Source organism: Pseudonocardia hydrocarbonoxydans (assembly GCF_006539565.1).
Taxonomy (GTDB): domain Bacteria; phylum Actinomycetota; class Actinomycetes; order Mycobacteriales; family Pseudonocardiaceae; genus Pseudonocardia; species Pseudonocardia hydrocarbonoxydans.
In genome coordinates, this window is record NZ_BJNG01000038.1 from 55,695 (window position 1) to 67,877 (window position 12,183).

Annotated in this window: 10 protein-coding genes; 5 read left to right on the plus strand and 5 right to left on the minus strand. The window is 74.9% G+C overall.

Translation table 11 applies throughout. The features are described from left to right. Positions 1–2 precede the first annotated feature (2 nt). The 3 genes from PHY01_RS20955 to PHY01_RS20965 all read right to left on the minus strand — a co-directional run bounded on the left by PHY01_RS20955 (position 3) and on the right by PHY01_RS20965 (position 5,277). On the minus strand, positions 3–2,735 hold the full coding sequence (locus PHY01_RS20955) for a hypothetical protein (protein WP_141281018.1): 2,733 nt from the start codon (positions 2,733–2,735) through the stop codon (positions 3–5). Between the two features lie 410 nt (positions 2,736–3,145). Next, the gene (moeZ, locus tag PHY01_RS20960) at positions 3,146–4,318 is read right to left on the minus strand and encodes an adenylyltransferase/sulfurtransferase MoeZ (RefSeq protein ID WP_141281020.1); all 1,173 of its coding nucleotides are present in this window, start codon (positions 4,316–4,318) and stop codon (positions 3,146–3,148) included. A 44-nt stretch (positions 4,319–4,362) separates the two neighbouring features. Further along, positions 4,363–5,277, minus strand: coding sequence for an alpha/beta fold hydrolase (locus tag PHY01_RS20965; RefSeq protein ID WP_141281022.1), 915 nt, complete (start codon positions 5,275–5,277; stop codon positions 4,363–4,365). 122 nt (positions 5,278–5,399) lie between these two features. On the opposite strand from PHY01_RS20965, the gene PHY01_RS20970 reads away from it, so the two are divergent. Next, a complete protein-coding gene (locus PHY01_RS20970; protein WP_246086040.1) occupies positions 5,400–6,356 on the plus strand; it encodes an Abi-alpha family protein in 957 nt (318 codons plus the stop codon). 63 nt (positions 6,357–6,419) lie between these two features. Here the strand turns inward: PHY01_RS20970 and PHY01_RS20975 are convergent, their stop codons facing one another. Both PHY01_RS20975 and PHY01_RS20980 read right to left on the minus strand, forming a co-directional pair. Beyond that, on the minus strand, positions 6,420–7,667 hold the full coding sequence (locus PHY01_RS20975; protein ID WP_370467409.1) for a DUF445 family protein: 1,248 nt from the start codon (positions 7,665–7,667) through the stop codon (positions 6,420–6,422). 15 nt (positions 7,668–7,682) lie between these two features. Further along, a complete protein-coding gene (locus PHY01_RS20980) occupies positions 7,683–8,579 on the minus strand; it encodes an AurF N-oxygenase family protein (protein ID WP_141281026.1) in 897 nt (298 codons plus the stop codon). Positions 8,580–8,696: 117 nt separating this feature from the next. Here PHY01_RS20980 and PHY01_RS20985 point away from each other — a divergent pair, with 117 nt between their 5' ends. The 4 genes from PHY01_RS20985 to PHY01_RS21000 all read left to right on the plus strand — a co-directional run bounded on the left by PHY01_RS20985 (position 8,697) and on the right by PHY01_RS21000 (position 12,182). Continuing rightward, positions 8,697–9,560, plus strand: a complete 864-nt coding sequence (locus tag PHY01_RS20985; RefSeq protein WP_141281028.1) for a DUF8832 domain-containing protein — start codon at positions 8,697–8,699, stop codon at positions 9,558–9,560. Position 9,561: 1 nt separating this feature from the next. Then, positions 9,562–10,659: a hypothetical protein gene (locus PHY01_RS20990; RefSeq protein ID WP_141281030.1), complete on the plus strand. Its 1,098-nt coding sequence runs from the start codon at positions 9,562–9,564 to the stop codon at positions 10,657–10,659. Positions 10,660–10,732: 73 nt separating this feature from the next. Then, positions 10,733–11,350 carry a TetR/AcrR family transcriptional regulator gene (locus PHY01_RS20995; RefSeq protein WP_141281032.1) on the plus strand — a complete coding sequence of 206 codons (618 nt, stop codon included), beginning with the start codon at positions 10,733–10,735 and terminating at the stop codon, positions 11,348–11,350. 4 nt (positions 11,351–11,354) lie between these two features. Next, the gene (locus PHY01_RS21000) at positions 11,355–12,182 is read left to right on the plus strand and encodes a CPBP family intramembrane glutamic endopeptidase (protein ID WP_141281034.1); all 828 of its coding nucleotides are present in this window, start codon (positions 11,355–11,357) and stop codon (positions 12,180–12,182) included. Position 12,183 lies beyond the last annotated feature (1 nt).

The following is a 12,183-nucleotide window of genomic DNA, read 5'->3' on the forward strand; positions in this document are numbered from 1 at the left end:
GGTCAGCCCTCCTCGTCGTCGTCCCAGGAGTCGCTGCCGGAGTCGCCGGAGTCGCCGGAGTCGCCGGAGTCGTCGGCGGAGTCACTGCCGGAGTCGCCGGAGTCGTCGCCGGAGTCGTCGCCGTCGGACGACCCGCCCCCGTCGCCCGATCCGCCCTCGTCCCGGCCGTCGTCGCCCGATCCGCCCTCGTCCGAGCCGTCGTCGTCCGACCCGTCGGCCTCGTCGGACCCGTCGGCGTCGTACGACACGTCGTCATCGGACCCGGCGGACCCGTCGGGACCATCGGCGTCGTCGGACGGCCCCCCGGAGTCGCCGTCGCCGGACCCCGACCCGTCGCCGGCCCCACTCCCGCCCGGGCCGTACCCGTACGCGCCGTCCTCGTCCGCACCGTCGTCGCCGGACCCGTAGGCGTCGCCGGACCCGTCACCGTCACCGGGGCCCGGGTCGTACCCGGTGGCGCGGTCGGACGCCGTGTCGGCGGCGGACGAGGACCCGCCGTACCCGACGTCGTAGCCGAGGCTCTCCGCGTACTCGACGTACGCGGCCTCCTCCGGGAGGCCGGAGTCGTACCCGGAGCCCGTCCCGGCATCGGCCGTCGGGATCCCGTAGGCCTCCAGGACCGCCTGTTCCTGGGCCGAGCCGGTCCCGGCCCGGTCGGCGCCCGCCGGGTACCCCTGCCCGGATGCGGCGGCCATCTCGTTGAGCGCCTCGATGCTCTCGTCGTCGAAGCCCCACATGCCCAGCGCCGCCGCCGCGACGGCCTGCTCCCCGCCGGTCGGGCCCGCGGCGGACGACCCGGGCTCGCCCGCCTGCTGCGCCTCCTGCCGGGCCGCTTCCTCGACCGCGGCCTCGACCAGCGGTGCGGCCCACGCCGCGGCCGGGGTCGAGCGCACGACCTCGAGCGCCGTCGCGGCCTCGGCGGACGGCGCGGCCTCGGCGGACGGCGCGGCGACCGCAGGGGCCTCCTCCACGGGAACCTCGACCGGGAGTGCGCGGACCGTGGGTGCGGGGGCGGCGCTCCGGGAGCCGTCGGCGTCGCGGACCGGGCCGGCCGGCGCGGCGGCCGGCTCGTCCGGGGCGTCGGGGTAGCGGTCGTCGACGGCCGGGAGGGTCGCGGTGTCCTCGACGGCGTCGACGACCGGGGACAGCACCCGGCCGGCTCCCCCGGCCCGGGCGGGGGCGTCGTCGACGTCCTCACCCCCGGTGGAGCGCTCGGCGTCGGCCGCGCCCCGGCCGCCGCGGTCGCGCTCGCGGTCGCGGGCCTCGTCGGCCGGCTGGTCGGGCCCGTCGACGACGTCGCCGACGGTGTCCACGACCTCCGCCACGGGCCCGCCGCGCTGCTCGTCGCCGTCGCGGTCGCGGTCCGGAGGCCCCGGATCCGGGGCCGCGGCGGGCGCGGGCCCGCCGACGACGCCCTCGACGGTGTCGACGACGGTCTCCACCGGCCCGGGGGCGGTGTCGGCGGCCGGGCCCGCGGGGGCCGGGTCGCCGGGCCGGTCGGCCGACCTGTCGCGGTCGCGGTCGCGGTTCCCGCCGTCCACCACGGCGCCGACGGCCCCGTCGACGCCCTGGGCGAGCTGGTCGACCGGGCCGGCGGGCGGCGCCGGATCGGGCGGCGGGACGTCGACGGGCCCCTCGCCGGGGCCGCGCGGGTCGGGCGGCCCGCTGGTGTCGACGTCCTGGCGCGGCGGCCCGCCCGGCTCGTCGCGGCCGTTGACGACCTCGGGGCGCGGGGGCACCGGATCCGTCGGGGCCGGGGTCGGGACGTCCTCGCCGCGGATGACCCGCCGGACGTCCTCGCCGACCTGCTCGGTCTCCGCGACGTCGTCGGGCAGCGGCCGGGCCATCGCGCTCTCGACGCCGCCCTCGAGCGCGGCCAGCTCCTCGCGGCGGGAGTCGCGCTGGCGGATGCGCAGGTCGCGCTGCTCGTCGAGGGCCGAGAGGGCGGTGGCCTGCTCGGGAGAGCGCCGGGCGGGCGGCGGCGCCGCGGCCAGCGTGCTCTCCATCTCCTGCAGGTCCTGCTCGGCCGCCGCGAGCTGGGCGCGCGCGGCGTCGAGCTCCTCCAGCGAGTCGAGCTGGGACAGCAGGGTGGCGCGCCGGTTCTCCAGCAGCTCGCGACGCTCCTCCAGCGCCTCCACCGGGGCGGCCGGGCTCGCCGAGCGCTGGGCCGCGGGGAGCTGCAACCACTCGGCCTCGACCTCGGCGATCGCGTCGAGCTGCCGGTTGACCGAGGCCAGCGTGACGCGCGCGTCGCGGGCCCACTCCTCCTGGGACACCGCGGCGGCGACCGACGTCGACGGCACCGGACCGGAGGAGGTGATGGCGTACCCGCCCGCGAGGATGCCCGCGGCCCCGAGCACGGCGAGGGCGCGACGGCGGCGCGGGATCGGCGCGTGCAACCCCCCGGTACGCCGCCCCGGAGGTGTCTCGGAACGTCGGGGGGCGGCGGCCCGGCGGCGGGCGGCGCGGTTGCCCGGCACCTTCGGCGCCACCGGGGCGGGCCCGGGCGGCGGACCGTCGACGGCCGCGGGGTTCTCGACGGGTGCGGGCTCGGCGAGCCAGGGCAGGGTGGCCGCGAGCCGGGAGTCGGCGCCGGACTGCATCGCCGCACGGCGGGCCTGGCGGGCGGCCGCGCGGTGGGCCGCGGTGCAGTAGCGGCGGGGCGGACGACCGGGGGTGTCCTGGATGGGGACCGCGCACCCGGGAAGGGCGCAGCGCCGCGTCGTCTCGGTCATCGTCTCGTGCCCCCTGCCGACGGCGGGCGGGTGGCCCCACCCACGACGCTCACCGCTGCGGCGCGTCCCCCGACGCCCCGGACCGCCACCCGTGAAATTGATCTTCCGAGAGCCGAACGTACCCCGCTCACCCGAACTTGTCACTGCTCCAAGTGGGACGGAAAGCCCTGGTCAGGGTCACACTCCGTACACGGCGGCCCGTCCCCTCACGCTCCGTCGGCAGCCGGGGAGCACGGCACCCACCGATGGCCGGATGCGGGTCGGCGTGCACCCACAGGGTCACCGTGCACACGCCCCGCGGTGTGCACGGCGACCGCCCGGTGTGCACCGCCACATCGGACGGGGGCCGCGGACGACGAACGGCGCGCCGTCCCCCGTGGGGGCCGGCGCGCCGTCGGGGACGCGGGGCGTCAGTAGGTGGGCAGGCTCTTGTCCACCTGGTTGGCCCAGGCGAGCACGCCGCCGCCGACGTGCACGGCGTCGGAGAACCCGGCCTTGTGCAGGGCCGCGAGCGCGTCGGCGGAGCGGGCGCCGGACTTGCAGTGCAGGACCACCGGCTTGTCCTGCGGGATCTCCGAGAGCGCCTCGCCGGAGAGGATGCGGTCCTTGGGGATCAGGACCGCGCCCGGGATGTTGACGATCTCGTACTCGTGCTGCTCGCGGACGTCGATGAGCGCGAAGTCCTTGCCCGCGTCCATCATCTCCTTGAGCTCGGTGGCCGTGATCGTGTGACCGGCGGCGGCGCTCTGCGCGTCGTCGGACACCACACCGCAGAACGCGTCGTAGTCGATCAGCTCGGTGATCGGCTTGGTCTCCGGGTCCTTGCGGATGTTGATCGTGCGGTAGCTCATCTCGAGCGCGTCGTAGACCATCAGCCGGCCCAGCAGCGGCTCGCCGATGCCGGTGATCAGCTTGATCGCCTCGTTGACCATGATCGAGCCGATCGAGGCGCACAGCACGCCCAGCACGCCGCCCTCGGCGCAGGACGGGACCATGCCGGGGGGCGGGGGCTCGGGGTAGAGGTCGCGGTAGTTCAGGCCCTTGCCGTTCGGTGCGTCCTCCCAGAAGACCGACGCCTGGCCCTCGAACCGGAAGATCGAGCCCCAGACGTAGGGCTTGCCGAGCAGCACGGCGGCGTCGTTCACCAGGTAGCGGGTGGCGAAGTTGTCGGTGCCGTCGAGGATCAGGTCGTAGTCGCGGAAGATGTCGAGGACGTTGGAGCTGTCCAGGCGCACCGGGTGCAGCCGCACCTCGACGAACGGGTTGATCTCGCGGATCGAGTCGCGCGCCGACTCACCCTTGGGCCGCCCGATGTCGGACTGGCCGTGGATGACCTGGCGGTGCAGGTTGGACTCGTCGACCTCGTCGAACTCGGCGATCCCCAGCGTGCCGACGCCCGCGGCGGCCAGGTAGAGCAGCGCCGGGCTGCCCAGGCCGCCCGCGCCCACCACCAGGACCTTCGCGTTCTTCAGCCGCTTCTGCCCGGCCATCCCGACGTCGGGGATGATCAGGTGGCGGCTGTAGCGGGCCACCTCGTCCTTGGTCAGCTCGGCGGCCGGCTCCACGAGCGGCGGTAGCGCCATTTGACATGCTCCTCGGTATCGACTGCGGTCTGTGTGCGGCAACGTCAGACCGCGGCAGGATCTTCCCAGAGCTCGCCCACCGCCGCGGCGACGGCGTCGGGCGCCTCCATCTGCGCCACGTGCCCGACCCCGGGCAGCATGAGCAGCCGCGCCCCCGGGATCGTCGACGCCGTGCGGGCCGCCAGCCGCGGCGAGACCAGCCGGTCCCGATCGCCCCAGACGACCAGCGTCGGCGCCTGCACCCGGGCCGCCTGCCGCCACAACCCGCCCAGCGCCCAGCTCGCGATCATCTGGCCCGCCGTGCCCATGACGGCCTGGCGGGCCCACGGCAGGTCGGCCCGCGCCTCGATCTCGGCCACGGCCTGCGCCAGCCGCTGCGGCGGGACGACGCCCGGGTCCCCGAAGCACAGCCGGATCGTCTGCTCGGCGCGCTCGGCCGCCGTCAGCTCCGCGATCTGCGCCCGCGCACGGCGCCCCAGCACCGGCACCATGGCCAGGGCCAGGCGGGGGTCGGCGATGCGCCGGGGGTCGGGCCTGCGGTCCGGCATCGCGGGCGAGACGAGCGTGAGGCTGGCGACGAGCTCGGGACGCCGCGCCGCCACGCTGATCGAGAGCGCACCGCCGAGCGAGTTGCCGAGCAGGTGCACGCGTTCGCCGCGCCCGGCCAGGAAGCACATCAGCGCGTCGGCGTGGGCGTCGGGCGACCAGTCCGGCGTGGCGAGCGGGCGGGAGCGCCCGAACCCCGGCAGGTCGACGGCCGTGCCCGCGGCCCGTGGGGACAGCAGCCCGGCGAGGTCGGTCCAGTTCGTGGCCGAGCCGGACAGTCCGTGGACGTAGACGGCCGGGATCCCGCCGGGTCCGGGGGTCTCGCGGACGTGCAGGGTGACGCCGCCGGAGCTGATCTCCCGCCCGGGCCACGGCTCGCGGAGGCCGTTCTCGGCCGATACCTGTGTGCTCACCCCACGAGCATCACCCGTCGACCGGCCGTCCGGCCACTTCCGGAGACGTGAGTTACCATCGGTAACACCTGCGGGGGGCGTGGTAGCTTCCGCCGCATCCGACCCGCCCGCGGAGGTTCCCGGTGCCGAGCGAGAACCCGCCACCCCCGGCCGACGGGCTGACGGCGCACGCCGAGGCGCTGGTCACCCGGGCCGGTTCGCTGGCGCGGTGGGCCGCCCGCACCGGGACCGACGTGGCCCGCAGGCTCCCCGGTGCGGCGGCCGTCGAGTCCGAGCTGGGCCAGCTCGAACGGGTGGTCCTGTCGAAGCTGCGCCGGCGCCTGGACACCATCGACCCCCTCGGCGAGGGCGACCCGGACGAGCCGGTCGAGAACCCGACGCGCAACGCCCCGCCTCCCCGGCAGACCGAGCCGCTGCGGGTGGCCATGGCCGAGCTGCTGATGAGGTCGCTGGAGCAGTCCAAGCAGCGTGCCCGCGAGTACCTCTACCTCGCCCTGCTGCGCCAGCTCGTGCCCGACGAGGCCCGCATCCTGTCCGCGCTCGCCGACGGCAGCACCTATCCCGTGGTGCACGTCGACTGCCGGACCGGCGTCTCCGGGTCGCGGCGGGTGCTGTCGTACGCCTCCACCGTCGGCCGCGCGGCCGGGGTCGCCGTGCTGCCGTCGGTGCCGCGCTACCTGTCGCGGCTGCGCCACTTCGATCTCGTCGAGCTGGGCGAGGCCGCGCCCGACCTCAACGTGCAGTACGACATCCTGATGACCGACCAGACCGTGCGCGACGCGGAGGACGCCGCCCGCGCGGAGGGGCGCGTCCGCTTCGTCCGTGCCACCGTGCGGATCTCGCCGCTGGGCCGCGACCTGTGGGACGCCTGCCACCCGCGCTCCGACGTGGACCCCGGACCCGATCCCGCCGGTGCCGCGCAGGTGCTCGTCGACCCGGCCGACCCGCCCACCCGCTACGCCTGGGAGCAGGTGCTGCCGCCCGAACCCGCACCGCCGGTGGCCGCGCCGACCGCCCCGTCGACGGTCGAGGTCCCCTGGGCGGTCAACGGCAACGGCCGCCACCCCCGCGACGACTGACCCGCCGCGGCCCGTCCCGCACGGAGCGCACGACCCGGACGCACGGAAGTCCCGACTCGCGGGTCAGACCGAGAAGTGCACGACCGCGTAGGACTGGATCTCACCGACCGCGAAGCCCAGCACCGCCCCGACCGTGATCAGGATCCACTCGTCCTGCGAGAACGCCGGGCGCAGGATCTCCTCGAACTCCTCGGGCGTGAGCTCCTGCATCTTGGTGACCAGGATGTTGCGGATGTCCATGGCGTCCTCGGCGTAGTCCTCCATGTACGCCATGGTCTCCGGGAGCGCGGCCATCACCTGGCCGCTGACGATCCGCTTCATCTCCTGGTAGCGGGTGCTGCCGACGGCGAACACGAGCAGCGGCTTGACCAGCCCCGCCTGGGAGTCCAGTACCGCCTGGACCTCCTTCTGCACCATCACGAACAGCTTGTCCGACATCGGCCCGGTGAGCACGGCCTCGATGATGTTGTGCGGGGTGATGATCTCCTTGGCGATCAGGTCGCCGTAGGCGGCGGCGACCTCCTTGTGCCGCTTGAGGAACAGGCCCTGCCACTCGAAGAGGCCGAAGTAGCGCGTGGGCCGCTTCGGGTTGAAGATCATCTTCAGGGCGAGCCAGTCGGTGAACCAGCCCGTCAGGCCGCCCGCGATCGGCATGATGATCGGCAGCTTGAGCAGCGCCCAGGCCACCGCCTGGAACAGGCCGATGATCGCGCCGAAGTAGATCCCCGAGTACCGGATGAACGCGAACTCCTTGTGCCCCGCCTCCTTGAAGATGCGGTTGAGCAGCGCCTTGTCCTTGACGAGGTTGGTGACGATCATGTCCTTGAGGTCGAACACGCCGTCGATGTCGTCCTTGATGGCCGCCATCATGTGCTCGACGATGAACGGCGCCTGCCGTTGCACCCGCCCGATGATGATCCGGCGCACGCTCTCGGGCACCGACTCCCACAGCCCGGGCTGGAACTGCGTGGCCACCTGACGGGTGATCGTCTCGATGTTGTCCAGGAGCGGCTTCTCGATTTCCTTGGCGACCCGCTCGGCGTCGAGCCGGTCGAAGATCTCCTCCGGGCTGATGAGCTTCTCGGTCATCGTGTCGCAGACGATGCTGGCCATCCGGGCCGCGCGGCGCGGCACGATGCCCTGCCAGCCCAGGTACGGCGGGATGCCCCGGAACTCCAGCGGGCGGAACATCATCTCGATCGCGACGATCTTGGTGAAGTACCCGATGACGGCCGCGACCAGCGGCATCGACAGGTAGATGTACCAGTTGCGACCGACGTCGGCGATGATCTCGTCCACGCCCACCCCGATCATCGCCGCGCCCGACTAGTCCGTCCGGGTGGTCAGATTGGCATACCGCCACAACCGGGTGAGCGGCCCGCCCACGATGCCGACCTCGCGCAGGAACGGCATGAGCTTGCGCGCGGACCAGGCGATCGACTCCCGGTGGTGCGGGTTGGCCAGCGCCGCCCGCCGCGCGGTGGCCGGGTCGAGCCCGACGCTCGCGTAGACCGAGGGGTGGATCAGGCTCCGGATGACGACGAACGAGACCACCGGCGTCAGCGTCCGCGCGACGCGGCGCTGGTGGGCGGTGAGCCGCGGCATCAGCCGGGCCAGCTCCTCCCGCGCCCAGCGGACGTGCCGGGCCTCCTCCGTCACGTGGATCCGGTTGACCATGCGGCTCAGCGGCTGCACCCGCTCGTCGCGCATCGACTCGCGCTGGAACTGGTCGAGGGTCTCCTCGGCCACCAGCACGCTGGCGAACATCGCCGCGCCGCCGGCGGTGGCCGCGAACAGCCCGCCCAGGGCGTGCACGAGCGGCCCGGGCCGGTAGTCGGGCACGTCGAAGCGGGCGGCGAGCTTCGCGAACATGATCGAGTGCCGGCACTCGTCGGCGATCTCGGTGAGGGCGTACTGGACGTGCCCGGTGCGCGGGTCGCGGTCGTAGGAGTACCGCAGCAGCATCTGCATGAGGATCATCTCGAACCACAGCCCGACCTGCGCGATGCTGCAGATCTCGTGGATCGACAGCGTCACCCGCTGCTCCTCGGTGAGCCCCTCCCACAGGTCGGTGCCGTAGAGGGAGCAGCGCTCGGGACTCAGGCCGTAGAGGCCCGCGACGAGGTCGGCGTCCCAGTCGACGTCGATCGACGGCTCGTAGGAGTGCTCCAGCGACGAGCGGAGCAGCCGCTCGGCGACGGACTCGCGGTCGGTGACCTTCATGTCCGGACCCTCCGTTGGGCGTTACCGGCGGTTACTGTTACCACAGGTAACGTGACCGGGGCCTCAGTTGTCAAGACCCGGCCGCCACCACCGTGGCGGTCGCGCGTTGTACCGGGCATGACGACCGTGGTCCGGCTCGGCGGCTACGCCACCGTGCTCGCGGTCGCCTTCGGGGTCGCCTTCGGCGTGGGTTCCGCGGTCGGTGAGCCCCCCGCCACCGTTCCGGGCACCGGCCACACCGCCGCCGGCCACGCCACCGACGGCCGTCCGGCCGCCACCGACGGCCTGGCCGCCACCTCCGCCGGCTACACCCTCGTCCCGGCGACCGACACGCTCACCCCGGGCGAGCCGGGCGGGTACGCGTTCACCGTCACCGGGCCGGACGGCGCGCCGGTCACCGCGTTCGACGTCGCGCACGACCGGCCCCTGCACCTGGTCGTCGTGCGCCGCGACGCCGCCGGCTTCCAGCACCTGCACCCCGAGCTGGGCCCCGGCGGCGTGTGGCGGGTGCCGCTCACACTGCCCGCGGGCGGGGTCTACCGGGTCTACGCCGACTTCACCCCGGTCGGCGGGCCCCCGCTCGTGCTGGGCACCGACCTGTTCGCCCCCGGCGACTTCACCCCCCTCCCGTCCACGCCGTCCCGGGTCGCCGGGGTCGACCGCTACCAGGTGCGGCTCGACGGCGACCTCGTCCCCGGCACGGAGTCGGCGGTGTTCGCCACCGTCAGCCTCGACGGGGCGCCGGTCACCGACCTGGAACCCCACCTCGGCGCGTTCGGCCATCTCGTCGCGATCCGCCGCAGCGACCTCGCCTACGTGCACGTCCACCCCGACGCCCCGGCCCCCGCCGCGACCGACCGCTCCGGGCCGGGCGTCCCGTTCGTCGCCGAGGTGCCCTCGGCGGGCGGGTACCGGCTGTTCCTCGACTTCCGCCACGGCGGGGTCGTCCGCACCGCCGAGTTCACCGTCGACGTCGGCTGACGTGCGGTTCGCCCCGGGCGTCGCGACGGCGGCGGTGGTCGCCCTCTCGGCGGTGCCGCCGTGGCAGTTCCGGTACTGGCAGTGGGTCGCGCTCGCCCTCACCGTGGCCGTGGTGCTGCACGGGCTGCTCGGGGCCCTGCGGCGTCGGTCGGCACCCGCCGACCCCGCGGTGGCGCTCACCGCGGCCGGCGCACTGGCCGCGCTGGGCTGGTCGGTGGCGGCGTTGCTGGTGGGCGGGGCCGGGGAGCCCGGTATGACCCAGCCCGCCGGGTCACCGGTGCTGGCCCTCGACGCCGCCGCGGTACTCGCCGCCCTGCTGCCCCTGCGGGACGACGGGCCCCCGGTGCCCGGCGTGCGGGTGCTGGCCGGGCTCGTCCCCGTCGTCGCGGTGGTGGCACTGGGCTTCCGGTTCGGAGCGGGCGACCTCGCCGACGGGGTGGGCTCGGCCGTCGCCGTGCTGGTGGCCGGCAGCCCGTGCGCCCTGCTGCTGCTCCCCCGGCTCGGCGCCGGGCCGCCGCGGGTCGTCGTGGCCGCCGCGCACGGCCCCGACGTACTGCGGACCGCCGGTGCGCTGCACGTCGCCGCGGGCGGGACGGCGCCGGTCGGCCGGGCCGTGGTCGCCGCTGCCCGGGCGCGGCACTCCGTGCTGCCCGGCGTCTCCGACCCCGACGGCGATGCCGCCACCGGGCTGCGCGGGGTCGTCTCCGAGCTGGCCGGGCCGGACCGCGTCGTCGCGCACGCCGCGCTGGCCGGGCCGCCCGACTGGCTGGCCGCCCACGGCGTGGCCCCCACCGAGGCCGCGGGCCGCGCGGCCGGGCGCGGCGCGGGCGTGTGGTGCGTGGCCTGGGACGGCGTCGCCCGCGGCTGGCTGGAGCTCTCGACGGCCCCGCTCCCGGGCACCCGCAGGCGACGGGTCGCGGTCGCCGTGACACTGGCCGCCGCCGCGCTCGGCGCCACGGCGGCCGCGCTCGGCACGCCGGCGCCGGCCGCGGCGGGGGCGGTCCCCGCAGGCGTCGCCCTGCTGGTCGCGGCGCTGCGCGCACTCCCCCGGCACGACGCGGACGACGAGGGCCACCCGATCGGGGCTACCAGCGGGTAAGGTGTGCACTCGCCCCGGACCGGGGCGTGCACGCGATCGGAAGGCCGCCGCCCATGACCCACTCTCCGGGCCGATGACCGAGGCCACCGCGCCCCCCCACCGCGGGGCGCGTCTCTCCCGCAGCGCCCGCCGCGCCCAGCTGCTCGTCGCCGCGCGCGACGTGTTCGCCGCGCAGGGCTACCACTCCGCCGCGATGGACGACATCGCCGAGAAGGCGGGCGTCAGCAAGCCGGTGCTCTACCAGCACTTCCCCGGCAAGATGGAGCTCTACCGGGCACTGCTGACGACCTACGCCGACGAGCTGGTCGACCGCGTCCGCGACGCGCTGAGCCGTCCGGGCGACAACCACGACCGCGCCCGCGCCGCGGTGGCCGCCTACTTCGACTTCGTCGCCGACGAGGGCAGCCGGCTGATCTTCGAGTCCGACCTGCGCGGCGAGCCGGAGGCGGCCGCCGTCGTGGAGGGCGCGTCGACCCGCTGCATCGAGCTCATCGCCGAGGCCGTCACCACCGACGCCGGCCTCGACGGCCCCCGGGCCCGGCTCCTCGCCGTCGGCGTGGTGGGCCTGAGTCAGGTCACCGCCCAGTACTGGCTCGACTCGGGCAAGACCGTGCCGCGCGACGAGGCCGTCGAGCTGGCCACCGGCCTGGCCTGGCGCGGCCTGGCCGGGTTTCCCCTGATCAACCCGTGACGGCGTGGCCACGGAACCGAGCAACCTGACGGCCCGCCGCGACCTCGTGCGCCCGCTCGCCGCAGCGCTGGTGTCGGTCTCGGCCGTGTTCCTGTTCGGCCTGCAGGACCGCCCGGTCGGCTACGCGGTGCTCGCCGCAGGCCTGGTCGTCGCCGCGGCCGTGGACCGGGCGCTGCTGCGGCACCTGCTGCTGATCGCGGCCGGCCTGGTGATCATCAGCTCGATGTCGCTGGAGGCCGACCTCAGCGACGCCGGGATGCTCCGCTTCACCGTCACCCTGACGGCGGCGGTCGCCGTGCCCTACGCGATCTCCCGGTGGGTCTACCGCGAGGACGTGATCAAGTTCCCGGTCGGCACGGGCAACCGGTGGAGCCGGTTCGAGTTCGGCTACCTCGCGCTGGTCGTCGTCGGCGGCTACCTGATCCTGCCGGTGTACTTCCTCGGTTCGGGCGCCTACCTGAACTGGCCCGAGATCACCGGGCCGGACGAGATCGCGCGGCTGTTCGTCGGTGTCAACGCGGTGGGGCTGTGGGACGAGCTGTTCTTCGTCTGCACGGTGTTCGCCCTGCTGCGCAGGCACTTCCCGTTCTGGCAGGCCAACCTGCTGCAGGCCGTGGTGTTCGTGTCGTTCCTGTGGGAGCTGGGCTACCGCGGCTGGGGCCCGCTGCTCACGGTGCCCTTCGCGCTGCTGCAGGGCTACATCTTCCAGCGCACCCGCTCGCTGCCCTACGTGGTCACCGTCCACCTGACCTTCGACGTGATCATCTTCGGGATCCTGGTGCACGCCTACAACCCGGCGCTGGCGGACGTGTTCGTCACCGATCCGCGGTAGC

Bases quoted from the DNA above. Each gene is read 5' to 3' on its own strand.
- PHY01_RS20955 (WP_141281018.1), bottom strand. From the start codon at position 2,735: ATGACCGAGACGACGCGGCGCTGCGCCCTTCCCGGGTGCGCGGTCCCC.
- moeZ (WP_141281020.1), bottom strand. From the start codon at position 4,318: ATGGCGCTACCGCCGCTCGTGGAGCCGGCCGCCGAGCTGACCAAGGAC.
- PHY01_RS20980 (WP_141281026.1), bottom strand. From the start codon at position 8,579: ATGAAGGTCACCGACCGCGAGTCCGTCGCCGAGCGGCTGCTCCGCTCG.
- PHY01_RS20985 (WP_141281028.1), top strand. From the start codon at position 8,697: ATGACGACCGTGGTCCGGCTCGGCGGCTACGCCACCGTGCTCGCGGTC.
- PHY01_RS20995 (WP_141281032.1), top strand. From the start codon at position 10,733: ATGACCGAGGCCACCGCGCCCCCCCACCGCGGGGCGCGTCTCTCCCGC.